This window comes from Streptomyces sp. NPDC029044, from assembly GCF_040637495.1.
Classification (GTDB): Bacteria; Actinomycetota; Actinomycetes; order Streptomycetales; family Streptomycetaceae; genus Streptomyces.
The window spans coordinates 39,352-62,209 of record NZ_JBEZWN010000008.1; the positions used below are offsets into that span (position 1 = coordinate 39,352).

General features: G+C 71.9%; 25 protein-coding genes. 10 read left to right on the forward strand and 15 right to left on the reverse strand.

Going from position 1 to position 22,858, the window contains the following annotated elements:
* Positions 1-46: 46 nt before the first annotated feature.
* The gene (locus AB0E85_RS09950; protein WP_361924480.1) at positions 47-1,348 is read right to left on the reverse strand and encodes an aldolase/citrate lyase family protein; all 1,302 of its coding nucleotides are present in this window, start codon (positions 1,346-1,348) and stop codon (positions 47-49) included.
* 193 nt (positions 1,349-1,541) lie between these two features.
* Between AB0E85_RS09950 and AB0E85_RS09955 the strand changes: the two genes are divergently transcribed.
* Complete coding sequence (locus tag AB0E85_RS09955) at positions 1,542-2,447, forward strand: endonuclease/exonuclease/phosphatase family protein (RefSeq protein WP_361924482.1); 906 nt, start codon at positions 1,542-1,544, stop codon at positions 2,445-2,447.
* A gap of 57 nt (positions 2,448-2,504) precedes the next feature.
* On the opposite strand, the gene AB0E85_RS09960 is transcribed toward AB0E85_RS09955, so the two are convergent.
* The 4 genes from AB0E85_RS09960 to AB0E85_RS09975 form a co-directional block, all read right to left on the reverse strand.
* On the reverse strand, positions 2,505-3,467 hold the full coding sequence (locus tag AB0E85_RS09960; protein ID WP_030834880.1) for an electron transfer flavoprotein subunit alpha/FixB family protein: 963 nt from the start codon (positions 3,465-3,467) through the stop codon (positions 2,505-2,507).
* 52 nt (positions 3,468-3,519) lie between these two features.
* Positions 3,520-4,308, reverse strand: a complete 789-nt coding sequence (locus AB0E85_RS09965; protein WP_033307107.1) for an electron transfer flavoprotein subunit beta/FixA family protein — start codon at positions 4,306-4,308, stop codon at positions 3,520-3,522.
* 221 nt (positions 4,309-4,529) lie between these two features.
* Positions 4,530-5,021, reverse strand: a complete 492-nt coding sequence (locus tag AB0E85_RS09970) for a flavin reductase family protein (protein WP_361924485.1) — start codon at positions 5,019-5,021, stop codon at positions 4,530-4,532.
* An 83-nt stretch (positions 5,022-5,104) separates the two neighbouring features.
* Positions 5,105-5,518 (reverse strand): thioredoxin family protein, encoded by a 414-nt coding sequence (locus tag AB0E85_RS09975; protein ID WP_361924716.1) that lies wholly within the window; start codon positions 5,516-5,518, stop codon positions 5,105-5,107.
* A 78-nt stretch (positions 5,519-5,596) separates the two neighbouring features.
* Between AB0E85_RS09975 and AB0E85_RS09980 the strand changes: the two genes are divergently transcribed.
* Together AB0E85_RS09980 and AB0E85_RS09985 are read left to right on the forward strand one after the other, a co-directional pair.
* Positions 5,597-6,013 (forward strand): DUF4395 domain-containing protein, encoded by a 417-nt coding sequence (locus AB0E85_RS09980; RefSeq protein ID WP_361924487.1) that lies wholly within the window; start codon positions 5,597-5,599, stop codon positions 6,011-6,013.
* 187 nt (positions 6,014-6,200) lie between these two features.
* Positions 6,201-6,929, forward strand: a complete 729-nt coding sequence (locus AB0E85_RS09985) for a lysophospholipid acyltransferase family protein (protein ID WP_033307110.1) — start codon at positions 6,201-6,203, stop codon at positions 6,927-6,929.
* A 19-nt stretch (positions 6,930-6,948) separates the two neighbouring features.
* On the opposite strand, the gene AB0E85_RS09990 is transcribed toward AB0E85_RS09985, so the two are convergent.
* From AB0E85_RS09990 to AB0E85_RS10010, 5 genes are all read right to left on the reverse strand, one after another.
* Positions 6,949-7,650 carry a phenylalanine--tRNA ligase beta subunit-related protein gene (locus AB0E85_RS09990; RefSeq protein ID WP_361924489.1) on the reverse strand — a complete coding sequence of 234 codons (702 nt, stop codon included), beginning with the start codon at positions 7,648-7,650 and terminating at the stop codon, positions 6,949-6,951.
* A 12-nt stretch (positions 7,651-7,662) separates the two neighbouring features.
* Positions 7,663-8,235, reverse strand: a complete 573-nt coding sequence (locus AB0E85_RS09995) for a transglutaminase domain-containing protein (protein ID WP_361924491.1) — start codon at positions 8,233-8,235, stop codon at positions 7,663-7,665.
* A 71-nt stretch (positions 8,236-8,306) separates the two neighbouring features.
* A complete protein-coding gene (locus AB0E85_RS10000; protein ID WP_361924493.1) occupies positions 8,307-9,377 on the reverse strand; it encodes a low specificity L-threonine aldolase in 1,071 nt (356 codons plus the stop codon).
* Positions 9,374-10,120 carry an SDR family NAD(P)-dependent oxidoreductase gene (locus tag AB0E85_RS10005; RefSeq protein WP_361924495.1) on the reverse strand — a complete coding sequence of 249 codons (747 nt, stop codon included), beginning with the start codon at positions 10,118-10,120 and terminating at the stop codon, positions 9,374-9,376. Before AB0E85_RS10005 ends, AB0E85_RS10000 begins: the two co-directional genes overlap by 4 nt.
* Before the next feature lie 41 nt (positions 10,121-10,161).
* Positions 10,162-11,559 (reverse strand): DUF6421 family protein, encoded by a 1,398-nt coding sequence (locus tag AB0E85_RS10010; protein ID WP_361924497.1) that lies wholly within the window; start codon positions 11,557-11,559, stop codon positions 10,162-10,164.
* Between the two features lie 249 nt (positions 11,560-11,808).
* On the opposite strand from AB0E85_RS10010, the gene AB0E85_RS10015 reads away from it, so the two are divergent.
* A complete protein-coding gene (locus AB0E85_RS10015) occupies positions 11,809-12,492 on the forward strand; it encodes a glycerophosphodiester phosphodiesterase family protein (RefSeq protein WP_361924499.1) in 684 nt (227 codons plus the stop codon).
* Positions 12,493-12,495: 3 nt separating this feature from the next.
* On the opposite strand, the gene AB0E85_RS10020 is transcribed toward AB0E85_RS10015, so the two are convergent.
* Positions 12,496-13,035 carry a GNAT family N-acetyltransferase gene (locus tag AB0E85_RS10020; RefSeq protein WP_361924501.1) on the reverse strand — a complete coding sequence of 180 codons (540 nt, stop codon included), beginning with the start codon at positions 13,033-13,035 and terminating at the stop codon, positions 12,496-12,498.
* A 70-nt stretch (positions 13,036-13,105) separates the two neighbouring features.
* Between AB0E85_RS10020 and AB0E85_RS10025 the strand changes: the two genes are divergently transcribed.
* The gene (locus AB0E85_RS10025; RefSeq protein WP_361924503.1) at positions 13,106-13,498 is read left to right on the forward strand and encodes a VOC family protein; all 393 of its coding nucleotides are present in this window, start codon (positions 13,106-13,108) and stop codon (positions 13,496-13,498) included.
* Here AB0E85_RS10025 and AB0E85_RS10030 read toward each other — a convergent pair.
* The gene (locus AB0E85_RS10030; protein ID WP_361924505.1) at positions 13,480-14,415 is read right to left on the reverse strand and encodes an N-acetyltransferase; all 936 of its coding nucleotides are present in this window, start codon (positions 14,413-14,415) and stop codon (positions 13,480-13,482) included. The two genes, AB0E85_RS10025 and AB0E85_RS10030, sit on opposite strands and share 19 nt — an antisense overlap.
* 185 nt (positions 14,416-14,600) lie before the next feature.
* Here AB0E85_RS10030 and AB0E85_RS10035 point away from each other — a divergent pair, with 185 nt between their 5' ends.
* Positions 14,601-15,362 carry a VOC family protein gene (locus AB0E85_RS10035; protein ID WP_361924507.1) on the forward strand — a complete coding sequence of 254 codons (762 nt, stop codon included), beginning with the start codon at positions 14,601-14,603 and terminating at the stop codon, positions 15,360-15,362.
* Between the two features lie 55 nt (positions 15,363-15,417).
* Here AB0E85_RS10035 and AB0E85_RS10040 read toward each other — a convergent pair whose 3' ends face one another.
* Both AB0E85_RS10040 and AB0E85_RS10045 read right to left on the reverse strand, forming a co-directional pair.
* On the reverse strand, positions 15,418-16,092 hold the full coding sequence (locus AB0E85_RS10040) for a MarR family transcriptional regulator (RefSeq protein WP_361924509.1): 675 nt from the start codon (positions 16,090-16,092) through the stop codon (positions 15,418-15,420).
* Positions 16,089-17,753, reverse strand: a complete 1,665-nt coding sequence (locus AB0E85_RS10045; protein WP_361924511.1) for an FUSC family protein — start codon at positions 17,751-17,753, stop codon at positions 16,089-16,091. Before AB0E85_RS10045 ends, AB0E85_RS10040 begins: the two co-directional genes overlap by 4 nt.
* A 149-nt stretch (positions 17,754-17,902) precedes the next feature.
* Between AB0E85_RS10045 and AB0E85_RS10050 the strand changes: the two genes are divergently transcribed.
* The 4 genes from AB0E85_RS10050 to AB0E85_RS10065 all read left to right on the forward strand — a co-directional run bounded on the left by AB0E85_RS10050 (position 17,903) and on the right by AB0E85_RS10065 (position 21,257).
* Positions 17,903-18,457, forward strand: a complete 555-nt coding sequence (locus AB0E85_RS10050; protein ID WP_361924513.1) for a DUF5134 domain-containing protein — start codon at positions 17,903-17,905, stop codon at positions 18,455-18,457.
* 100 nt (positions 18,458-18,557) lie between these two features.
* A complete protein-coding gene (locus AB0E85_RS10055; protein WP_361924515.1) occupies positions 18,558-19,493 on the forward strand; it encodes a M56 family metallopeptidase in 936 nt (311 codons plus the stop codon).
* A 166-nt stretch (positions 19,494-19,659) separates the two neighbouring features.
* Positions 19,660-20,325 carry a phosphatase PAP2 family protein gene (locus AB0E85_RS10060; RefSeq protein ID WP_361924517.1) on the forward strand — a complete coding sequence of 222 codons (666 nt, stop codon included), beginning with the start codon at positions 19,660-19,662 and terminating at the stop codon, positions 20,323-20,325.
* Positions 20,326-20,570: 245 nt separating this feature from the next.
* Positions 20,571-21,257: a helix-turn-helix domain-containing protein gene (locus tag AB0E85_RS10065; protein ID WP_361924519.1), complete on the forward strand. Its 687-nt coding sequence runs from the start codon at positions 20,571-20,573 to the stop codon at positions 21,255-21,257.
* Here AB0E85_RS10065 and AB0E85_RS10070 read toward each other — a convergent pair.
* A complete protein-coding gene (locus AB0E85_RS10070; RefSeq protein WP_361924521.1) occupies positions 21,245-22,747 on the reverse strand; it encodes a hypothetical protein in 1,503 nt (500 codons plus the stop codon). The two genes, AB0E85_RS10065 and AB0E85_RS10070, sit on opposite strands and share 13 nt — an antisense overlap.
* Positions 22,748-22,858: the final 111 nt, after the last annotated feature.

The following is a 22,858-nucleotide window of genomic DNA, read 5'->3' on the forward strand; positions in this document are numbered from 1 at the left end:
GTGACAGGCCCGGTACGCGCCGGCCGGCCCGCCCGTGCGGACGGCGTCAGGCGGATGCCGTCAGGTCGCCGCGCCGGGGCGCCGCGAAGGACTCCAGGTCCGCCCGGGTCAGGCCGGCCAGGCGGGCGACCTCTCCGTTGTCCAGGGCGCCGCAGTCCAGGCCGCGCAGCAGGTAGCCGCTGAGGGCCTTGGCGGTGGCGGGTTCGTCCATGACGTCGCCGCCGGTGCGGTTGGCGTAGCGGGACAGACGGGCGGCGGCCTGCTCGAAGCCCTCGCGGTAGAAGGCGAAGACGGCCGCGTAGCGGGTGGGGATGTGGCCGGGGTGCATGTCCCAGCCCTGGTAGTAGGCGCGGGCCAGGGCACGTCGGGTGAGACCGTAGTGCAGGCGCCAGGCGTCGTGGACCTTGGCCCTCGGGCCGACCGGCAGCACGTTCGTCGAGCCGTCCGAGACGCGTACGCCGGTGCCGGCCGCCGCGACCTGCATGACGGCCTTGGCGTGGTCGGCGGCGGGGTGGTCGCCGGCCTGGTGGGCGGCGGAGACGCCGAGGCAGGCGCTGTAGTCGAAGGTGCCGTAGTGCAGGCCGGTCGCCCGGCCCTCGGCGGCCTGGATCATGCGGGCGACGGTGGCGGTGCCGTCGGCGGCGAGGATGGACTGGCTGGTCTCGATCTGGATCTCGAAGCCGATCCGGCCCGGTTCGAGGCCGTGGGTCTTCTCGAAGGCGTCCAGCAGCCGCGCCATGGCGGTGACCTGCTCGGCGTACGTGACCTTGGGCAGGGTGAGCACGAGCCCGCCGGGCAGGCCGCCGGCCTCCATGAGGCCGGTGAGGAAGATGTCGAGGGTGCGGATGCCCCGGGCGCGGACGGGCGCTTCCATGCACTTCATGCGGATGCCCATGTACGGGGCGGCGGTGCCTTCCGCGTAGGCCTCGGCGACGATCCGCGCGGCGCGGGCGGCGGCCTCGTCCTCCTCGGCGTCGGGGCGGTTGCCGTAGCCGTCCTCGAAGTCGACGCGCAGGTCCTCGATCGGCTCGCGTTCCAGCTTGGCGCGTACGCGCGCGTACACGGGCCCGGCGAGTTCGTCGGTGAGGCCGAGGACGGCGGCGAAGGACGCGGCGTCGGGGGCGTGTTCGTCGAGGGCCGCGAGGGCACGGTCGCCCCAGGAGCGGACGGTGTCGGCGGCGAAGGCGTCGCCGGGCACGTAGACGGTGTGGACGGGCTGGCGGGTGCCGGGGTCCCCGGGGTAGCGGCGCTCCAGCTCCGCGTCGACCGGCGCGAGGGAGGCGCTGATCTCCTCGCTGACGGCACCCGCGAGGCTGGTCGCCACCTTCTCCTGCTGGCCCTGACCCATTCCGAGACCCTCCTGTTTTCCGCTGTACGGAATCAACAATCCGTAGAGCGAAGTTATCGGCCGACCTTCGCCCTGGTCAACACCGTCGTGCGGTCGGATTCCCATCCTTCCCCCATGATCACTGCCGACCCGCCCTCATCTTCCGTATTCAGAGGGCAAGCTTCATCCTGACGTGCAAGGGGAGGGAGACCACGTGACGAACGAGGTCGGAGTGACGCGCCGCCACGGGCTCAAGGCAGCGGCGGCGGCCGCCGTCGCCGGACCGCTGCTCACCACCGCGGGCCCCACACCGCCCGCTTCCGCCGGCGAGCACCCGGGCGCCCTGAACGTCATGACGTTCAACGTCCGCTTCGGGACCGTCGTCGACACGACACCGCGCTGGGAGGTGCGCCGGCCGGTGATGCGAGAACTGCTGCGCCGCGAGCGACCGCACGTCATCGGCATCCAGGAGGGGCTCTACCGGCAGGTGCGCGCGATCGAGAAGGATCTCGGCGGGCATCACGACTGGATCGGCACCGGACGCGGGGGCGGCAGCAAGGACGAGTTCATGGCGGTCTTCTACGACACGCGCCGACTCGACCCGATCGAGTTCGATCACTTCTGGCTGTCCGACACCCCGTACACGATCGCCTCGAACACCTGGGGCGCGGACTGGCTGCGCATGGTGACCTGGGTCCGTTTCGCCGATCGCGCCGCCGGGGGGCGGGAGTTCTACGTCCTCAACACCCACCTGGACAGCGTCAGCCAGTACGCCCGGGAACGCTCTGCGGAGCTCATCGGCGAGACGATCGCCGGGTGGGACCGGTCGTCACCGGTCATCGTCACCGGCGACTTCAACGCGGCCGCCCACGACAACCGGGTGTACGACCTCATGCTGGACATCGGACTGGTGGACGCCTGGGACGCGGCGGCCTCGCGGGGCCCGGCGTACGGGACGCACCACGGCTACCGGGAGCTCAAGCCCGGCGGGCGGCGCATCGACTGGATCCTCACCACACCCGGGGTGACCACGCACCGGGCCGGGATGAACACCCTCAGCATGGGCGGGACGTATCCGAGCGACCATCTGCCGGTGCAGGCCTCGATGACCCTGGGATGAGAAGAGGCCCCCGGGACCGCGCGACGGTCACGGGGGCCTCTCACAGCCGGGGGCCGATCAGCCCTTGCGGGTCTTGATCTCCTCGGTCAGCGCCGGGACGACGTCGAAGAGGTCGCCGACGACGCCGTAGTCGACGAGGTCGAAGATCGGGGCCTCGGCGTCCTTGTTGACCGCCACGATCGTCTTCGAGGTCTGCATACCGGCACGGTGCTGGATCGCGCCGGAGATGCCGTTGGCGATGTACAGCTGCGGCGAGACGGACTTGCCGGTCTGGCCGACCTGGTTGGTGTGCGGGTACCAGCCGGCGTCCACCGCGGCACGCGAGGCACCGACCGCCGCGCCGAGCGAGTCGGCGAGCGCCTCGATGATCGCGAAGTTCTCCGCGCCGTTGACGCCACGGCCACCGGAGACCACGATCGCGGCCTCGGTCAGCTCCGGACGGCCCGTCGACTCACGCGGCGTACGGCCGGTGACCTTGGTGCCGGTGGCCTGCGCGGAGAAGGTCACCGACAGGGCCTCGACCGCACCGGCGGCCGGGGCGGCCTCGACGGCGGCGCTGTTGGGCTTGACCGTGATGACCGGGGTGCCCTTGGAGACACGGGACTTGGTGGTGAAGGACGCGGCGAACACCGACTGCGTGGCCACCGGGCCCTCGTCACCGGCCTCCAGGTCGACGGCGTCGGTGATGATGCCGGAGCCCAGACGCAGCGCCAGACGGGCGGCGATCTCCTTGCCCTCGGCGGAGGACGGCACCAGCACGGCGGCCGGGGACACGGCCTCGTGCGCGGCCTGGAGCGCGTCGACCTTCGGTACGACCAGGTAGTCGGCGTACTCGGCGGCCTCGTGCGTGAGGACCTTGACCGCGCCGTGCTCGGCGAGGGCGGCGGCGGTGTCGCCGGCGCCGTTGCCCAGCGCGACGGCCACCGGCTCGCCGATGCGGCGGGCCAGGGTCAGCAGCTCCAGGGTGGGCTTGCGGACGGCACCGTCCACGTGGTCGACGTAGACGAGAACTTCAGCCATGGGACTTCTTCTCTCCTGCTTGCGAAAGATGAGGGGCGGTCAGCGAAGGGGCTCAGATGAACTTCTGGCCCGCGAGGAACTCAGCGAGCTGCTTGCCGCCCTCGCCCTCGTCCTTGACGATCGTGCCCGCGGTGCGGGCGGGACGCTCGGCAGCGCCGTCGACCGTGGTGTAGGCGCCCTCCAGGCCGACCTCCTCGGCGTCGATGTCGAGGTCGGACAGGTCCCAGGACTCCACCGGCTTCTTCTTGGCGGCCATGATGCCCTTGAAGGACGGGTAACGGGCCTCGCCCGACTGGTCGGTCACCGACACGACCGCCGGGAGGGAGGCCTCAAGGTTCTCGGAGGCGGCGTCGCCGTCGCGGCGGCCCTTGACCGTGCCGTCCTCGACGGAGACCTCGGAGAGCAGGGTGACCTGCGGGACGCCCAGGCGCTCGGCGAGCAGCGCGGGCACGACGCCCATGGTGCCGTCGGTGGAGGCCATGCCGGAGATGACGAGGTCGTAGCCGGCCTTCTCGATCGCCTTGGCCAGGACCAGGGAGGTGCCGATGGCGTCGGTGCCGTGGATGTCGTCGTCCTCGACGTGGATCGCCTTGTCCGCGCCCATGGACAGCGCCTTGCGCAGGGCGTCCTTGGCGTCCTCGGGGCCCACCGTCAGGACGGTGATCTCCACGTCGTCGTCGGAGTTCTCGGAGATCTGCAGCGCCTGCTCGACCGCGTACTCGTCGAGCTCGGAGAGCAGACCGTCCACGTCGTCCCGGTCGACGGTCAGGTCATCGGCGAAGTGCCGGTCGCCAGTGGCGTCGGGCACGTACTTCACAGTGACAACGATCCTCAAGCTCACGCCGGCTCTCCTACTGCATCGTCATTTCCATGCTGCCTACTTGCAGGCAGCATAGGCGCCTCTAGCGTCCGATCCCGGTCGGGGCGAACCCACGCCCCGAGCGAAATATTACTCGTCAGTACACCCAGTTCATTCCCGCTAAGCAAGCGCTTTGAACTGTGACCTTCGCAACGCAGCGTAACCGGAACTCGACGGTCACGCAGCCCGGGGGGCGCCCCCGCTCAGTCGCCCAGACGCCGGAAACGTCCCTGGTGGTAGAGGAGCGGACGGCCGGTGCCCGTGGGGTCGCCGTGCACGACCTCGGCGAGCACGATCCGGTGGTCCCCGGCAGGCACGCGCGCGACGACCCGGCCCACCAGCCAGGCGAGCACACCGTCCAGGAGGGGAACGCCCCCGGGCCCTTCCCGCCAGGCGGTGGGCGGGCCGAAGCGGTCGGCGCCGCTGCGCGCGAAGGTGGCGGCCAGCTCCTGCTGGTGCTCACCGAGGATGTGGACACCGACGTGGTCCGCCGCCGCGATCGCGGGCCAGCTGGAGGCGCCGGTGCCGACTCCGAACGACAGCAGGGGCGGCTCGGCCGAGACGGACGTCAGGGAGGTCGCGGTGAAGCCCACCGGACCGGCCTCGCCACGAGCGGTGACGACGGCGACTCCCGCCGCGTGCCGCCGGAAGACCGAGCGCAGGAGGTCGGGCGTGGCGAGGAGGTCCGCAGGCATGGGGTCAGGCTGACGATAACTGGTACGCGCAGTCAAGTTCGTTCCGTGATGTGCGAGATGACTCACGGACGGCGTCACGCCGGTCACACCGCCTCCCCCAGCGCGGCGATCACATCCGCCTTGCGCGGCTGCCCGGTGGCCCGCCGCACCACCCGGCCGTCGGCGTCCAGCACCAGCACGGTCGGGGTCTTGAGGATGCCCAGCCGCCGTACGAGGTCGAGGTGGGCCTCGGCGTCGATCTCGACGTGGGTCACGCCCGGGACCAGGCCGGCGACCTCGCCGAGGACCCGCCGGGTCGCCCGGCAGGGCGCGCAGAACGCGCTGGAGAACTGCACCAGCGTGGCCCGCTCGCCGAGGCCCACCCCCAGGTCCGACGCATCGAGCCGCTTGCCGTCGTCCCGCCCGCGCACCCGCACTCTCCCGCTCCGCCGCCGCAGCAGCACTCCGTAGGCGCTCGCCGCCGCGAGCACCGCCACGCACACCACCAGTCCGGTCATCACCTGCTGCAAGCGTTCACGAGACCGCAAAGATTCCCGGCCCCGCCACCGGGCCTCTGTGCGGAATGCTTGATTCCCATGGACATCGATGTGAGGGGGCCGCGCTTCGGCGCGGCCGTCACGGCCGCCGTCCTGGCGGTCGTTCTGGTCACCGGGAGCACCTGGCTGCTGGCCTGGCAGACGCTGGCGTTCCTGCTCGGCGCGGCGGGCGGGGCCGGACGCTCCCCGTACGGCCTGCTGTTCGCCAAGGCCGTCCGGCCGCGCCTGGGGCCGCCCACGGAGTTCGAAGCGCCCGAACCGCCGCGTTTCGCCCAGGTGGTGGGGCTGATTTTCGCCGGGCTGGGGCTGGTCGGCTACACCTTGGGTCCCGGCTGGCTGGGACTCGCGGCGACCGGTGCCGCGCTCGCCGCCGCCTTCCTCAATGCTGCGTTCGGGTACTGCCTGGGCTGCGAGTTGTACCTGCTCGCGCGGCGGGCGGCGGTGCGCGCGGAGTAATGGGCGCGCAAAAGCACGAGGTGGGAAGCGGCGGGCGACGTGACGAGAATCTCGCCGTCGACGGGCACGAGGACTGGCTACCCGGCCGTTCTTCGGGCACGATCTGCGACAAGCCGTAAACCTACGGCTGCGTAACTTTCCACTGGGAATCCCTTCCCAGGCAGAGCAGGAAGGGTCCGGCCCGCCCATGGCAGAGCTCGTCTACCGTCCCGTCGTCGGTTTCGCCCGCACGCTGTTCAAGGTGTGGGACCTCAAGATCGACCTCCAGGGTTCGGAGAACATCCCGCGCTCGGGCGGCGCCGTGCTGGTGAGCAATCACATCAGCTACCTGGACTTCGTCTTCGACGGCCTGGCGGCGCTGCCGCAGAAACGTCTCGTACGTTTCATGGCGAAGGAGTCCGTCTTCCGGCACCGCATCTCGGGTCCGCTGATGCGCGGGATGAAGCACATCCCCGTGGACCGCAAGCAGGGCGAGGCGGCCTACGCGCACGCCCTGGACTCGCTGCGGTCGGGCGAGATCGTCGGGGTCTTCCCGGAGGCGACGATCTCGCAGTCGTTCACGCTGAAGAGCTTCAAGTCGGGCGCCGCGCGCCTGGCCCAGGAGGCCGGTGTCCCGCTGATCCCGATGGCGGTGTGGGGCACGCAGCGGCTGTGGACGAAGGGCCAGCCGCGCAACTTCAAGCGCAGCCACATCCCCATCACCATCCGGGTGGGCGAGGCGATCGAGGCGTCCCGCGACAAGTACGCGGGTGCCATCACGCGTCAGCTGCGGGAGCGCGTCCAGGAGCTCCTGGAGGCCGCCCAGCGCGCCTACCCCGTCCGCCCGAAGGGTCCGGACGACACCTGGTGGATGCCGGCCCACCTCGGCGGCACGGCCCCGACGCCGGAGCAGGTGCGGGCGGCCGAGGCGCACTGACGTACGCCCGGCCCGGGGCTCAGGCGGAGGACTCCGGAGCGCGGACGGCGATGTCCGCTCCCGGGCTGAACTTCGCCAGCAGCTCGGCGAGTTCCGCGGCGGCCGCCGTCACCTCGGCGACCGGCATCGGCGCCAGGCTCTCCAGCAGGAAGATGCCGGACGTCGTCCGCTCGGTGAGCCGGGTGCGCGGGCCCTGGCGCCAGTTCCAGCGGCGGCAGGTCACGCCCGCGTCGTCGCGCCACACGACTTCGCCCGCGTCGGGGTGCTCGACGGTCTCCTCGCCCCCGGCGACAGTCACGAAGTCCTCCTCCCCCGTGGCGCGGATCAGCCGCATGCCACCCTCGATGCGGTCGATGTCCTCGCCGCCGACGGGGATCAGATGGGCGACGGAGACGGCGTTGTAGAGGTCGACCAGCAGGTTGATGCGGGGCAGCCCGGCGCCCGAGAGGGCCCGCTTGGCCAGCGCCTCCGCGGAGTTGCGGGTGCGGGACGGCTTGGAGCCGAACGCCGTGTAGGTCTCGCGCCATGCGGCCATGTGCGGGTCCTCGTGCGGGGCGCGGCCGCCCAGTCGTACGGCGAGCCTGCGCGCCGCGTCGTCCAGCAGGGCCGAACCGGCCTCATTGCTCGGGCCGTTGACCAGGCCGTGCGCCTCGATCGCGACGTGTGTGAAACCGGGGGCGAGTGCGCGTACGTCGTCGGACACGGTCAGGGTGAGCGTCATGGTCGCCTTGCCTCAGAGTGCGGTGGGGAGCGTCTGCCACAGGTGCGGCCGGTCGCGCGCCGCCGTGAGCGCGTCGAGCACGACCGGATGTGGTGCAGCATACAAGACCGGGTAGTCCAGTTCATTGGACGCAAAGTCGGGCACGAAGGCCAGCCGCTCGCCATCCAGACAGAACCGGGCGTCGACACCGGGCTTGTTGCCCCGGGGGTCCTGCCGGTGCCACGCGCCGTTGAACCGCACGGCGACCAGCCCGTGCACCACGTCGAACTTCTGGTAGCACAGCGCGGTGGGAATGTCCTCGGCCCGGAGCAGGGCTGCCAGCGCGTGGGCCTTGGCGTAGCAGATGCCGGTGCGCTGCTCCAGGACGTCGGAGGCGCGCCAGGTGACGCGGAGATCACCGGAGTCCTGCGAGTGCGGGATGGCATCGCGGACGAACTCGAAGGCCGCCCGTGCATAGTCATACGAATCGGCCGCCCCGTCGGCAAGCCTCGCCGCCGTATCCCGCACGAGCGGATGGTGGTGGTCGATCACCTCGTCCGCGGCCAGGTAGGCGGACAGGTCGGGCGTCTGCTGGATCAACTGCATGACGGCAGAGCGTAAGAAGAGATCGCCCCCTCGTCAATCAATTTACGCTCTGCCGCATACATATGCATCCACTAGCGGGCCATCTCCTCCTTCAGCGCCGCCAGGAACGCGTCCACGTCGTCCTCGGTCGTGTCGTAGGCGCACATCCAGCGGACGTCGCCCGCGGCCTCGTCCCAGAAGTAGAACCGGAATCGCTTCTGGAGGCGCTCGCTCACGTCGTGCGGGAGGCGCGCGAAGACCGCGTTGGCCTGCACCGGGTAGAGGATCTCCACCCCGTGCACGGACCGCACGCCCTCGGCGAGGCGCTGGGCCATCTCGTTGGCGTGCCCGGCGTTGCGCAGCCACAGGTCCCGGGCGAGCAGGGCCTCCAGTTGCACCGACACGAAGCGCATCTTGGAGGCGAGCTGCATGGACAGCTTGCGCAGGTGCTTCATGTGGCTGACGGCGTCCTGGTTGACGACCACGACGGCCTCACCGAACAGGGCGCCGTTCTTCGTGCCGCCCAGCGAGAGGATGTCGACGCCGGCGGCGTTGGTCAGCGTCCGCATCGGGACGTTCAGGGTGGCGGCCGCGTTGGCCAGCCGGGAGCCGTCCAGGTGCACCTTCATGCCGTGCGCGTGGGCGTGCTCGCAGATGGCCCGGATCTCGTCCGGCGTGTAGACCGTGCCGAGCTCGGTGGCCTGGGCGATGGAGACCACCTGCGGCATCGCCCGGTGCTCGTCGTCCCAGCCGTACGCCTGCCGGTCGATCAGCTCGGGCGTGAGCTTGCCGTCGGGCGCCGGGACGGTCAGCAGCTTCAGGCCGCCGACCCGCTCCGGGGCCCCGCACTCGTCGACGTTGATGTGCGCGCTCTCCGCGCAGATCACCGCGCCCCAGCGGTCGGTGACCGCCTGGAGCGCGACGACGTTCGCGCCGGTGCCGTTGAAGACCGGGAACGCCTCGGCCGTGGGCCCGAAGTGGCTGCGGACCACCTGCTGGAGGTTCTCGGTGTAGGCGTCCTCGCCGTACGCGACCTGGTGCCCGCCGTTGGCCAGGGCCAGGGCGGCGAGCACCTCCGGGTGGGCCCCGGCGTAGTTGTCGCTGGCGAAACCGCGGACCTCGGGGTCGTGATGACGACGGGCGTCGGTCTTCGGCGGGTTCACGGCTTCTCGGTGAGCCACAGACGGTTTCCGTTCACTTCGGCGGCGGGCTTCTCCCAGACCTCGGTGATGGCCTCGGCAAGGTCCTTGACGTCGGTGAAGCCCGCGAACTTCGCGTTGGGCCGGTCGGCGCGCATCGCGTCGTGGACCAGCGCCTTCACCACCAGGATCGCGGCAGCCGACGTCGGTCCCTCGGCGCCCCCGGCCTTGCGGAAGTAGTCCGCCATGGCCAGCGTCCACGCCTCGGCCGCCGCCTTGCCGGCCGCGTAGGCGGCGTTGCCGGCGGTGGGCTTGCTGGCCCCGGCGGCGCTGATCAGCACGTACCGGCCGCGGTCGCTGCGCTGCAACGCCTCGTGGAACGCGAGGGAGGTGTGCTGCACCGTGCGGACCAGCAGCATCTCCAGGAAGTCCCAGTCGTCGAGGCTGGTCCGGGTGAAGGTCTCGCTGCCGCGCCAGCCGCCGACGAGGTGGACCAGGCCGTCGACGCGGCCGAAGTCCTTCTCGATGCGGGTGGCCCAGTCGCGGGTCGCCCCCAGGTCCAGCAGATCGACCGTGTCCCCGGTGACGGTGGCGCCGCCGGACGCGAAGCTCGCCGCGTCCACCGCCTCCGCCAGCCGCTCCGGGTCGTTGTCCGACCCGATGACCGTCGCTCCCGCCTCGGCCAGCCTGAGCAGTGCGGCCCGGCCGGCGGGCCCGCCCGCTCCGGCCACCGCGATCACCGCACCGCTGAGCGCCCCGTTCCCCATGATCTTCGCCTCCTGAGCAGTGTTCCCGGTACGCCGATCGCTCACGCGGCGATCCGCTCGGCGCTGTCCGCCGTGATGCCCTTGGTCGAGGCGATCACGTTCTTCAGCTTCTTGGACAGGGCCTCATAGAACATGCTCAGCGGAAACTCGTCCGGAAGCACGTCATCGACGAGTTTCCGCGGCGGCTGCGACGTGTCCAGGGCGTCGGGACCCTTGGCCCACTTGGAGCCCGGGTGCGGGGAGAGGTAGGTGGAGACCAGCTCGTACCCGGCGAACCAGTGGACCAGCTTCGGGCGGTCGATGCCGTCGCGGTACAGGTCCTCGATCTCGGCGCACAGCTGGTTGGTGACCTGCGGGGCGCGCTCCCAGTCGATGGTGAGCTTGTTGTCGGTCCAGCGGACGACGTCGTGCTTGTGCAGGTACGCGAAGAGCAGCTGGCCGCCCAGTCCGTCGTAGTTGCGCACCCGCTCGCCGGTGACCGGGAAGCGGAACATGCGGTCGAAGAGGACCGCGACCTGCACGTCACGGGCCTGCGGCACGCCTTCCCCGGCCAGCTTCACGGCCTCCTTGAAGGCGGTGAGGTCACAGCGCAGCTCCTCCAGGCCGTACATCCAGAACGGCTGGCGCTGCTTGATCATGAACGGGTCGAAAGGCAGGTCGCCGTGGCTGTGGGTGCGGTCGTGGACCATGTCCCACAGGACGAACGCCTCTTCGCAGCGCTTCTGGTCGTGGACCATCGCGGCGACGTCCTCGGGCAGCTCCAGGCCCAGGATGTCGACGGCGGCGTCGGTCACGCGGCGGAAACGGGCGGCCTCGCGGTCGCAGAAGATGCCGCCCCAGGTGAACCGCTCCGGGGCCTCGCGCACGGCGATGGTCTCGGGGAAGAGGACGGCGGAGTTGGTGTCGTAGCCGGCCGTGAAGTCCTCGAACTTGATGCCGCAGAACAGCGGGTTGTCGTAGCGGGCGCTCTCCAGCTCGGCCAGCCAGTCCGGCCAGACCATGCGCAGCACGACCGCTTCGAGGTTGCGGTCCGGGTTGCCGTTCTGGGTGTACATCGGGAAGACGACGAGGTGCTGGAGGCCGTCCGCGCGGTTCGCGGCGGGCTGGAAGGCCAGCAGCGAGTCGAGGAAGTCGGGCACCTGGAAGCCGCCGTCGGCCCACCGGGTCAGGTCCTTGACCAGGGCCTCGTGGTAGGCGCCGTCGTGCGGCAGCAGCGGGGAGAGCTCCAGGACGGCGTCGGCGACCTGGCGGACCGCGAGCTCGGCGTCGGCCGGGTCGGGCGCGCCCTCGGCGTCGAAGTCGATCGACCCGTCCTCGGACTGCCATGGCCGGATCCGCTCCACGGCATCCTTGAGCACGGGCCATGCAGGGTGCTCGACCACCCTGGCCACGGGAGGAAGACCTTCCTCCGAACCCACCTGCACAAGAATTTCCGTCATGTCCCACCTTCCACGGGAGAATCTCACGTATGCCGACCGTATACACACGAGGTTCCTCCCAGCAAGGGTGAACCCGGGAAATTATCCTGCCCGACCCTGTGCTTCACCGCACTTTTTCCTGTCGGTCACGCTTCTTCCCGGATGTGCGGCGACCATGCCCTCACTCTCTGCACAGGGCGGGTCCAGGCGATACGGTCAGGGGGGCCGTCAGGCCCCCAGTGCCGCCTGTCGACGGAAGAGAGTCGCGTCTTGAACTTCCTCACCATCGGTCACCGCGGAGTCATGGGTGTGGAACCCGAGAACACCCTCCGGTCCTTCGTCGCCGCCCAGGAGGCGGGCCTGGACGCCATCGAACTCGATCTGCACCTGAGCAAGGACGGCGCGCTCGTCGTCATGCACGACACGGATGTGGACCGCACGACCGACGGCACCGGCCCGATCGCCGAGAAGACCCTCGCCGAACTGCGGGCCCTGGACGCGGGCCGAGGCGAGCGGGTCCCGGTCTTCGAGGAGGTCCTGGAGGCCGTCCACGCGCCGCTCCAGGCGGAGATCAAGGACGCGCAGGCGGCGCGGGCCCTGGCCGAGGTGATGAACGAGCGCGGGCTGGCGGGCCGCGTGGAGGTGTCCTCGTTCCACGACGAGGCGATCGCCGAGATCAAGCCCCTGGTGCCGGGGGTGCGCACCGCGCTGATCGCCAGCCGCTACGGCACCGACATCGTGGACCGCGCCGTCCAGGCCGGCGCCGAGACCGTCTGTCTGAACATCCGCCGGCTGACCCTGGAGATCGTGGAGCGGGCCCGCAAGGCCGACCTGAGAATCATCGGCTGGGTGGTGAACACGCAGGACCAGCTGCGGCTCGTCCGGGCGTTCGGTCTGGACGGCGCGACCACCGACCACCCGGACATCAAGCGCACGGGCCGTTTCACGGCCTGATGACTATGCGAGTTCCTTGACCAGGAGCTCGAACCGGAGGTCGTCGCGCTGCGGAACGCCGAAGCGCTCGTCGCCGTACGGGAACGGGGTCATCCGCCCCGTACGGCGGTAGCCGCGCCGCTCGTACCAGGCGATGAGGTCGTCGCGTACGGAGATCACGGTCATCTGCATCTCCCGCACGCCCCAGGCTTCGCGGGCCTGCCGCTCCGCCTCCGCGATGATCACCTTGCCGAGTCCCGCGCCCTGGAGCCGGGGGCTGACGGCGAACATCCCGAAGTAGGCGTGCTCGCCCTGGTGCTCCAGCTGGCAGCAGGCGACGATCCTGCCGTCCTGCTCCACCGTCAGGAGCCGGCTGTCGGGCGACTTGATGACCTCCAGCACGCCCTCGGGGTCGGTGCGCTGCCCTTCGAGGATGTCCGCCTCGGTGGTCCACCCGGCCCGGCTGTCGTCGCCCCGGTACGCCGACTCGATCAGCGCGACCAGCTCGTCCACGTCGGCGTCGGTGGCGTGGCGGAACGTCGGTGCGGTGGCGGCGGTCTCCATGGGCGTACGTCTCCTTGCGGCTGCGAGGCTGGGCAGGGATGAGCGTAACGCCACCACTAGGCTCCGCTGCATGGTGCATGTACTCAGCAGCCGGATCCTGCTCCGCCCCACCGACCCCGAGCGGTCGCGTGCCTTCTACGGCGAGCAACTGGGCCTCGCCGTGTACCGCGAGTTCGGCACGGGAGCCGAGCGGGGCACCGTCTTCTTCCTGGGCGGCGGCTTCCTGGAGGTCTCGGGGCGGTCCGAGACCGCCCCGGCGCCCGCCGTACGGCTGTGGCTCCAGGTCGACGACGTGGCGGCGGCGCAGGAGGAGCTGCGGGCCAAGGGCGTGGAGATCGTGCGGCCGCCGGTGAAGGAACCCTGGGGGCTGGTCGAGATGTGGATCGCGGATCCCGACGGGACGCCGATCGTGCTGGTGGAGGTGCCGGCGGACCATCCGATCCGCTACCGGCCCGGCATCTGAGCCCGGCCCGGGCGGTGCTCCCAGCCCCGCTCGGTGCGGGTGAGTTCGCGAAAGCCCGCACCGGTCAGGAGCGCGGTCATGGCACCGCCGTCGGCGGGTTCGTAGGCGACGAGCCGGTCCACGCCGCACAGCCGGAGCCAGTCCGCGGCCCGGGCGAGCAGCCAGTGCTCCAGCCCGGTGCCGTGCTCTGCCGGGTCGATGTGCAGGTTGCCGATGTCGGCGAGGCCGGAGGCGCGCGTGTGGCGTTCCGGGCGGGCCAGGGCGGTGTCGATCTCGACGAAGCCGAGTGTCCTGCCCCCGGCCCGGGCCGTGAAGCGGGTGCCGCACTCCCCCAGCGTGCGCTCGGCCGTGACACCCGGCCGGGGTTCGTGGGGCGGCAGGTCGGCCACCCGGGCGATCAGGATGACCTCGGTGTCTCCGGTGTGCCGGAATCCCGCGCGTTCGTAGAGGGCCCGGATGTGCGGCCAGTTGTGGGGCAGGCCGTAGACGAGCGGGGCGGGCAGCGCGCCGTCGGCGTACCGGACGCGGGCGTTCCAGCGGGCGAACCGGGCGAGGCACGCCCGCATCAGCAGGTCCGCCGCCAGATCGGCGTCCGGCCAGAGGGGCGTCGCCGGGCGGTGGACCAACCAGTTGATCTCGGCGGCGTCCCGGTAGGTCTCCCCTACCTCCGCGTCGGCGCGGTAGCGCAGCAGATGGGCCGCGGCGACGACGTACCGGCGCTGCTCGGCGACGAGCGTCGTCCGCTCGGCCACCCACGGGTCGGTGATGAACTCGCCGGGCCGCCGCTCCAGGTCGCCGAGGACGGTGTTCACGGAGACGGAGACGCCGGGGACGACGGCCGCGATGTGCATGTTGACCAGGTCGGTCAGCTGGTCGCGGTCGGTCTTGCGGAAGGGACGCACCTCGGGCGCGGGCATGGGTACCTCCGGGCGGGCTGAAGGAGCGGGAGGCCGCCACGCGGTGCGGTACGGGGCGAGGGTACGCCGCGGCCACTGCGGCACACCACCGGGTTTCCCCGGATGGCAGGGAGCCCCGCGGGCGGCTTAGCGTGCTGGAGGGGACCCTCGGGGGCGAGGTCCCCGCCGCTCGCGGAAGGAACGCCATGAAACTCGACGCACCGGTGACCGGCGGCCCCTGCTGGACCGAGCTGGGGACCATTGACCTGGATGCGGCCCGGCGGTTCTACACGCGGCTGTTCGGCTGGCGGCCCGAGACGGACGCCCGTCAGGAGGCCGGCGGTTACACCGTCGCGCACCTCGGGGACGCGGCCGTCGCCGCGCTCGCCCCGCTGTACCAGCCGTCGCAGCCGGTCGCGTGGAACGTGTCGTTCGCGGTGACCGACGCGGACGCCGCCGTCCGTGCGGTGACGGAGGCGGGCGGGACACTGCTGTTCGGTCCGACGGACGTGTTCGACGTGGGGCGGTTCGCGGTGGCCGCCGATCCGGGCGGCGCCGTCTTCCAGCTGTGGCAGGCCGGGACCTTCCCGGGCGCAGGGCTGTTCAACGTGCCCGGCTCGCTGGGCTGGGTGGAGCTGATGACGCGGGACCCGGAGGGGGCCGTGTCCTTCTACACGCGGGTGTTCGGCTGGACCGTCGCCCCGTCGGACCGCTACACCCAGTGGGGCGTCGGCGGCGCGGACTTCGGCGGCATGGTGACGATGGACGAGAAGTTCCCGCCCGAGGTGCCGGCGCATTGGCTGCCGTACTTCGCCGTCGCCGACGTGGACGACACGACCGCCGTCGTCCAGCGGCACGGCACGGTCCTGATGGTGCCCACCTCCGTGCCCGACGGGCCGCGCATCGCGGTGCTGCGGGACCCGCAGGGGGCGGTGTTCGGCGTGTACCGGGCGGGCGACGAGGCCTGACCCGGCGTCGTCGCACCCGGTTCGGCGGGACCACGACCGGCCGGCCCATGGGCGATCAGGCCCGCAGAACGCCGAGCCGCCCTTCCAGCTGTCCGAGCAACTCCCCCAGCAGGGCGGCGAGTTCACCCTGTTCGGGGCCGTCGACGCCGGACAGCACGGCCGTCTCGTAGGCGAGCTGGACGGGCAGGATCGCGTCGACCAGGTCGCGTCCGGCGTCGGTGAGCCGGAGGTGGACGACCCGGCGGTCACGGGTGTCGCCCCGCCGTTCGACCAGACCCCGCTCGGTCAGCTGCTTCAGGCGCTTGGTGACGGCCGCCCCCGAGGAGAAGGTCTCCCTGGCCAGGTCCCCGGGCGTCAGTTCGTGCCCGGTCCGCCGCAGCGCACCGAGCAGATCGAACTCGGGCCGGCTGAGTCCGGCCCGGCGCAGCGGAGCGTCCTCGGCCTGCTGGAGCAGGGCGGCGCAGCGGTTGATCCGCCCGATGATCTCCATCGGCCCGGTGTCGAGCCCGGGGTGCACGGCCTGCCACTGCCGGACGACGGCGGCGACGGTGTCGCCCCGGCGCCCGCCGGCCGGGAGATCCTCACCGGACGCGTCCTCGACCGCACCCTCTCCGGCCGCCGCCTCCTCGTCGGCCGACCACCCCTCCGCCACCGGCTCCGCCCCGCTCCCCGGCTGCGGGGCCGGTCCCGCGTCGCCCCCCGTGGGCGATGGTCCTTCGGTCGGCGTCATGGCCGTGCGTCCTCCGTTTCGGTGGCCGGGTCCCGGTCCGGGAGCAGTCCCTGGCGTCGGGCCGTCGCGGCGAGCGTACGGTGTCCGGCCTGTTCGGCGAGCACGACCCGCTCCTGGGGCAGGGCCCGCTGCCACCATTCACCGGCGGCGGCGTCGGCCGTGGCGCGCAGCTCGGCCAGGGCGACCGCGAGGCCGCGCCGGGCGGATTGCAGGGCCCCGGTGCCGGGGTCCGGCTCTGCCAGGAGGCGGGCGGCGTGTTCACGGGCCCGGTCCGCGGCGGTCAGCGCCCGTTCGACGCGGGCGCCCGCGCGCCGGTTGGTGACGGCCAGGGCGGCGGCGAACCCGACCAGCGCGCCGACGACGGTGTCCACGACCCGCTCCGCCATCAGCGCCCCGGGCTCCTGGTGCCCGGCGAACTCCGTGATGAGCAGGGCCATGGGCGTCACACAGACACTGCCGAGCCAGTAGTTGCGGCTGATCAGCACCTCCGCGCCGAAGCTGAACGCGAGGCAGCACAGCACGAGCGCCACCGGCCCCAGGTGCGCGAGCGGCACGACGGCCAGGAAGACCAGCACGCCGACGACGTTGCCCACCACCCGCTGGACGGCCCGGCTCCAGGTCAGGGTGAGGTTCGCCTGGTAGAGCGAGGCGGCGGTGACCAGCGCCCAGTAGGGGCGGCCGATCCCGAGGGCGAGCGAGGCGTAGCCGGCGAGCGCGCAGCCGAGGGCGGTACGCACCGCGAGGGGGGTCAGCGGGCCGAGCCGCGCCCGGAGGGGCCGGGCGGCGTCCACTCCGAGCAGTTCGTCGGCGGCCGCGTCCGCCGCTCCGGCCTGGGGGACGGGGCCGGTGCCGCGCAGCGAGCCCGCCCACGCGCGCAGCCGCTCCGCGTCCGCCTCCGCCGGCGCCGCGAGGGCGACCTCGGCGCGGACGACGAGCCGTTCGAGGGCACGCCTGGTCCGGGAAGGGGCGCTGGTGGACAGCAGCGACTGCCAGGCGGCCTGCACGGCGGCGTAACCGGCGGCCCGGGCCCGGGCATGCTCCTCCCCCGTGCCGCCGGTGTCCGCGTACACGGCGGCGGCCTTCAGTGCGGCGGCGGTGGCGCGGCGTTCCGGTCCGTGCGGCCGGACGAGCGCGGGCGCCATGCAGACCAGCCAGGCCCAGGCCCCCGTCGCGGCGGTCAGCGCCAGATGACCGGGCACCTGGCCGAGGGTCTGCGGCGCGAACAGGGAGGCGGAGCTGACGAAGGTGAGGACGACGTTGCCCGGCGGGCCGACCCGAGTGGCGTCGCACAGCACCTTCTGCGCGGCGGCCAGCAGGGCGCCGACGGTGACCAGGACGACGGCGCTGCCGGTCAGCGAGGCCGCGACCAGGGCCACGGCGACCCCGCCGAGCATGCCCAGCACCACCCGGGCGAGGACGCCGGCCCGGGCGGCGTACGGACGGTTGTGGGCGTACAGCGCGCACAGGGATCCGGCCATCGCGTACATCACGAGGCCGGGCCGGCCGAGCGCCGACAGGGTGAGGGCGGGCGGAGCGGTCGCCGCGACGACACTCAGCGCGGGCTTGAACCAGATCTCCGAGGGCCTGCCGAGGCGCAGCACCCCCGCCGGCTTCAGGCGCCGGGCGGGCGGGGCGGCGGGGGTGGGTGGCGCACTGCTCATGAGCACAAGATTTGCATGTGTTTTACTCGTAAAAGACATACTCTCACCTGGCGTGCTCCGTCCAATGCTCCCCGTGTACACCCTTGCGCTCGCGTGCGCGCCGCATGGCCCGGGCATCGAATGACCGACTGCCGAAGGGGGAGGTGCGCGTGCACGGACCGGCTTCGTCCGGCTGGCTGCTGGTGGCGCTCTGCGCGGTGACCGGCGCCTACTGTCTGGCGCGGATGCGCAGCGGTGCCGAGGGGCAGCGCAGCGCCGCGGGCGGCGAGGCGCTGATGGGTTTCGGGATGGCCGCGATGGCCGTGCCCGCGGCGGTGTTCACCCCGCCTTCGTGGGCGTGGCCCGTCTACGCGGCGGTGTTCGGGGCGGCGGGCGTTCACGCGCTGTGGGCGGCGCGGGCCGGCGCGCACCATCTGCACCACCTGGTGGGGGCCGGGGCGATGGTCTACATGTCCGTCGTCATGGCCGGTTCGCCCGCGCACGCGCACGGGGCGGGCGGATCGGGGGTCCCGCTCCTGACCGGGGCGCTGCTGCTGTACTTCGCCGGTTACGTGCTGCTGACCGGCGTCCGGCTGGTGCCGGTCGCCGCCGTGGCCGGGGGCGGGGGCGGCGGTCCCGCCGGGTGGGGCGACCGGCCGGAGCTGGCGCGGGCCTGCCGGCTGTCCATGGGGATCGCGATGGTGGCCATGCTGCTCACGCTGTGAGCGGGAGCGGGCCGGCGCGCGCCCAACGGATCCGTTGTCTGCGTCACTTCGGCGGCACAAGTCGTACCCCGGAGCGCGGCCGCCCTCATAGGCTGCCCTCATGATGCTCACCGCCGCGCTGTTGCTGCTCGGCGCCCTGACCGCCGTGGTCGGTCCCCGGTTGCTCGCCCGGGCGGACTGGCCGGACCGTGAGCCGGTGGTGGCGCTGTGGGTGTGGCAGTGCGTCGTGGCGACCGTCCTCGTGTGCTGCGCGCTGTCGATGACGCTCAGCGCGGCCGCGGCCTGGCACGCGGTCGGCGGGCACCTCTTCGCGACGGCCCCGCGCGCGGTCGTCGAGGCCTACGTCCTCGGCACGGCGGGCCCCTGGGCGGCGACCACCGCCCTCGCGCTGGCCGGCGGCGGGCTGTGGAGCGCGGCGATGCTGCTCCGCGAGATCGGCAGGGCCCGCGCCGGGCGCCGCCGCCGACGGGCCGATCTGCTGGTCCGGGCTCCGCTGCTGCCGGGCGAGGTGGCCGTCTCGGGCCGGCTCGTCGTCCTGGAGAGCGAGCGGCCCGATGCCTGGTGGCAGCCCGGCGCTCCCCCGCAACTGGTCGTCACCACGGCCGCGTTGCTCCGGCTGAAGGGCCGCCGGCTGGACGCCGTCCTCGCCCACGAGCAGGGCCACGCCCGGGCCCGGCACGACTGGCTGTTGAACTGTTCCTCGGCCCTGGCCGGCGGGTTTCCGCAGGTTCCGGTGTTCGCCGCGTTCCGTGACGAGATGCACCGCCTGGTCGAACTCGCCGCCGACGACACGGCATCGCGCCGCTTCGGCCGGCTGACCACCGCCCTGGCCCTGGTGGAACTGAACGAGCACCGCGGCGTGTTCGGGCCCTGCCCGACACCTCAGGCCCACGTCCCGGCCCGGGTGCACCGGTTGCTCACGCCGCCGGACCGGCTGACCGCGGCCCGGCGCCTGCGGCTGACGGCGGCGGCCGCGCTGGTGCCGGTGGTGCCGGTGCTGGTGGCGTTCGTACCGGGGTTGCGGGCGCTGGGATGACCGCCGGGGTCGCGGGCGCGGCCGCGTCGGACGAGGCGTGTGCCGGAAGACGAGGCGTGCGCCCGGCCGGAATCCGGTGGCTCCCGATGGCCGAAGTGCGTTGTCCGAGAGCCGAAGATCGTCGCCTTACTGGATCCGGACCCCCCGGTTCGGCGAGGATCGCTGTATGCACACCTCGTCCGTCGACTCCCCGCCCCGCCAGGAGCACCACACCGCCGCCCGCTTCGCCGGTGTCCTGGCCCTGTGCTCGGTACTGCTGCTGACCCTCGTCGCGGCCAGATGGAGCCCGTTGATCGGCGCGGACGGGGACATCGCCGGCACCACCCACCGCTGGGCGGTCGACGCACCGGTCCTCACCCAGACGTGCCGCATCCTCACGGACTGGGTGTGGGATCCGTGGACGATGCGACTGCTGTGCGCGGCTGTCGTCGTGTGGCTGGTGCGGCGGGCGGCGCGCTGGACGGCCTTGTGGCTGGCGCTGGCCGTCGCCCTCGGGACCCTGGTGCAGCAGGGCATCAAGGCCGCGGTGGACCGCCCGCGCCCCGTGTGGCCCGACCCCGTCGACTCGGCCCACTACTCGGCGTTCCCGTCCGGCCATGCCATGACCGCCACGGTGGTGTGCGGCCTGTTGTTGTGGCTCCTGCACCGGCACGGCGTCGGCCGGGCCGTGTGGCGTACGGCCGTGGCCGTGGCCGCCGTCTCCGTGATCGGGGTCGGGCTGACGCGGGTATGGCTCGGCGTCCACTGGCCGTCGGACGTCGTGGGCGGCTGGCTGCTGGGGACGACGGTGGTGGCCGCAGCGGTGTGGGTGCACCGGCGCCGACAGATCTGAACACGAGGCCCCCTCAACGGCATTGCCGCGCCACCCGAGGCGCCCTCGAAGGATCACCGCATGGTGGCCGTCGGGCCGGCCGAGGCAAGTAGCCCGAGGCCACCATCGGATCCGTGCGCTCGCCCGCCTCGGACGATCCCCCGTGTCGCCCGAGGCAGACGGCATCGCCGGCCCAGACCTGGCAGGCCGTGGCCGGACGCTCTGAGTATAGTTGGCTGGCAGCCAGTCAACACAGGAGTTACCGCATGTCTCCGCGTAGCGCCTCGGTCAATGAAGAGTTGCGGCGGCGCTCCCGGGAGCGGCTCCTCCAGGCTGCGGTCGAGCTGGTGGGCGAGCGGGGTTACGACGCGACCACCCTCGGCGACATCGCGGACCGCGCGGGTTCGGCCCGTGGCCTGGTGTCCTACTACTTCCCCGGCAAGCGCCAGCTGGTGCAGTCCGCCGTGCACCGGCTGATGCACCGCACACTGGAGGAGGCGCTGGAGCGCGAGCCGCGCACCGAGGACGGGCGGGAGCGGATGGCCCGGGCCATCGACGCGATCCTGGGCCTGGCCAGGGACCGGCCCGTGCTGATGCGCCAGCACATGGCGGGGATCCTTCAGGCCGAGGGCTTCATGCAGTGCCCGGAGCAGCGGCGTCTTGCCGAGCTGCTGCGGGACACCATGGTCCGGCACGGGACGCCGGACGTCGACAGCGACTACCCGATGATGCGCGCCCTGCTGATGGGCTCCGTGTACGCGGCCCTGGTGCCGGGGGTGCCGATGCCGGTGCCGGTGCTGCGGGCCGAGTTGTTCAAGCGCTACCGGCTCGACTGGGAGCTGGGCCTCCCGCCGGAGACCGGAGCCCGCGGCGGGAGGGGCGACAAGGATCTGTCGCGGTTCTTCGCGACCGGGGCCGCACCGGAGTGCGGTCCGCCGGATCAGTCGAAGTAGTCGGGCTGCGTCTGCACGTTGAGCTCACGCATGTGGACCCAGCGGGCCGGGTCCGTGCGCCGGTCCTTGATCTTCAGGACGTCGAAGCCCCGCGCGTACTCGTTCGAGTAGATGTAGCCGTTGTAGTAGTACGCCGACCACGAACCGCCGGACTTGATCGTGTCGGTGGTCAGCGGGCCGCGGTCGAAGTAGGCGATCTCCTTCGGCTCGGCCGAGTCGGTGAAGTCCCAGACGGAGACACCGCCCTGGTACCAGGCCTGGACCATGATGTCCTTGCCCTTGACCGGGATCAGCGAGCCGTTGTGGGCGACGCAGTTCTCGGTGTTCGCCTGGTGGCGGGGGATCTTGAAGTAGCTGCGGAAGACGAGCTTGCGCTTGTCGCCCTTGCCGACCACGTCGTAGATGCCGTCGGCACCGCGGTCCGGGCCGATCTCCGCGTTGCAGGTGGCCGCGCCGCCGCCGCCCAGTTCGTCGGTGAAGACGACCTTGTTCGCCTTCTGGTTGAAGGTCGCCGAGTGCCAGAACGCGAAGTTGACGTTGTCCTGGACGCGGTCGATGATCTTCGGGCGCTCCGGGTCCTTGATGGAGAACAGGATGCCGTCGCCCATGCAGGCGCCCGCCGCCAGGTCCTTCGACGGCAGCACGGTGACGTCGTGGCAGCCGGTGGTCTTGGAGACGCCCGGGTTGGTCGGTCCGCCCGGGTTGCCGCCGCCGTCCGGCCCCTCACCGGGGAACAGCACGGGGAAGCCCACGACCTTCGCCTTCTCGGGGGCGCCTCGCGGCACCTTGATGACGGAGATGCCGTCGTGCGGCGGCCGGCAGTCGGGGTAGGCGGCGTTCGGCGAGTACGAGGAGACGTACACGTAGACGTTGCGGCGCTCGGGCACCAGCGTGTGGGTGTGCGAGCCGCAGGCGGTCTCGACGGCGGCGACGTACCTCGGGTTGCGCTTGTCGCTGATGTCGAAGACCTTCATGCCCTCCCAGGAGGACTTCTCGGTCGCCGGCTGGGTGGTGCTGGAGCAACTGCTGTCGCTGCGCGAGGAGTCGGTGGACAGGAACAGCAGGTTGCCGGAGACGGAGATGTCGTTCTGCGAGCCTGGGCACAGCACCTGGGCGACGGTCTTGGGCACCTTCGGATTGCTGATGTCGAAGATGCGGAAACCGTCGTAGTTCCCCGCGAACGCGTACCTGCCCTGGAAGGCGAGGTCCGAGTTGGTGCCCTGAAGCACGTCCTTGGGGACATGGGCCAGGTGCTGGATGTTGTCGGAGTGGACGATCTCGTCCTGGCCGGGTATCTCGCCGCTCCGGATGGCCTCACGGACCTCGGCCTGAGCGCTCTGGGAAACCTTCTTCGGTGCGGCCGGCGCGTCCCCGGGGTCGGGGGTGGCCGCTGCCGGTCCCGCCGTGAGGAGCGCGGCCAGCAGCCCACCGGCGGCAGCCACAACTCCCACGCGTCTGCGGCGTGTTCTGCGGTCGTTCAACAGGATCACTGTTTTCCTCCCTGGTTCCGTTCACTGCGGAACGGTTCACGCACCACGCAGTATCGTCTTCGCCATGCACATACCAACAGGGGGCAACAGAGTCGCAATGAAGTTTCCCGA

Bases quoted from the DNA above. Each gene is read 5' to 3' on its own strand.
- AB0E85_RS09950 (WP_361924480.1), bottom strand. From the start codon at position 1,348: ATGGGTCAGGGCCAGCAGGAGAAGGTGGCGACCAGCCTCGCGGGTGCC.
- AB0E85_RS09960 (WP_030834880.1), bottom strand. From the start codon at position 3,467: ATGGCTGAAGTTCTCGTCTACGTCGACCACGTGGACGGTGCCGTCCGC.
- AB0E85_RS09970 (WP_361924485.1), bottom strand. From the start codon at position 5,021: ATGCCTGCGGACCTCCTCGCCACGCCCGACCTCCTGCGCTCGGTCTTC.
- AB0E85_RS09975 (WP_361924716.1), bottom strand. From the start codon at position 5,518: ATGACCGGACTGGTGGTGTGCGTGGCGGTGCTCGCGGCGGCGAGCGCC.
- AB0E85_RS09980 (WP_361924487.1), top strand. From the start codon at position 5,597: ATGGACATCGATGTGAGGGGGCCGCGCTTCGGCGCGGCCGTCACGGCC.
- AB0E85_RS09985 (WP_033307110.1), top strand. From the start codon at position 6,201: ATGGCAGAGCTCGTCTACCGTCCCGTCGTCGGTTTCGCCCGCACGCTG.
- AB0E85_RS09990 (WP_361924489.1), bottom strand. From the start codon at position 7,650: ATGACGCTCACCCTGACCGTGTCCGACGACGTACGCGCACTCGCCCCC.
- AB0E85_RS09995 (WP_361924491.1), bottom strand. From the start codon at position 8,235: ATGCAGTTGATCCAGCAGACGCCCGACCTGTCCGCCTACCTGGCCGCG.
- AB0E85_RS10005 (WP_361924495.1), bottom strand. From the start codon at position 10,120: ATGGGGAACGGGGCGCTCAGCGGTGCGGTGATCGCGGTGGCCGGAGCG.
- AB0E85_RS10010 (WP_361924497.1), bottom strand. From the start codon at position 11,559: ATGACGGAAATTCTTGTGCAGGTGGGTTCGGAGGAAGGTCTTCCTCCC.
- AB0E85_RS10020 (WP_361924501.1), bottom strand. From the start codon at position 13,035: ATGGAGACCGCCGCCACCGCACCGACGTTCCGCCACGCCACCGACGCC.
- AB0E85_RS10025 (WP_361924503.1), top strand. From the start codon at position 13,106: ATGGTGCATGTACTCAGCAGCCGGATCCTGCTCCGCCCCACCGACCCC.
- AB0E85_RS10030 (WP_361924505.1), bottom strand. From the start codon at position 14,415: ATGCCCGCGCCCGAGGTGCGTCCCTTCCGCAAGACCGACCGCGACCAG.
- AB0E85_RS10035 (WP_361924507.1), top strand. From the start codon at position 14,601: ATGAAACTCGACGCACCGGTGACCGGCGGCCCCTGCTGGACCGAGCTG.
- AB0E85_RS10040 (WP_361924509.1), bottom strand. From the start codon at position 16,092: ATGACGCCGACCGAAGGACCATCGCCCACGGGGGGCGACGCGGGACCG.
- AB0E85_RS10045 (WP_361924511.1), bottom strand. From the start codon at position 17,753: ATGAGCAGTGCGCCACCCACCCCCGCCGCCCCGCCCGCCCGGCGCCTG.
- AB0E85_RS10055 (WP_361924515.1), top strand. From the start codon at position 18,558: ATGATGCTCACCGCCGCGCTGTTGCTGCTCGGCGCCCTGACCGCCGTG.
- AB0E85_RS10060 (WP_361924517.1), top strand. From the start codon at position 19,660: ATGCACACCTCGTCCGTCGACTCCCCGCCCCGCCAGGAGCACCACACC.
- AB0E85_RS10065 (WP_361924519.1), top strand. From the start codon at position 20,571: ATGTCTCCGCGTAGCGCCTCGGTCAATGAAGAGTTGCGGCGGCGCTCC.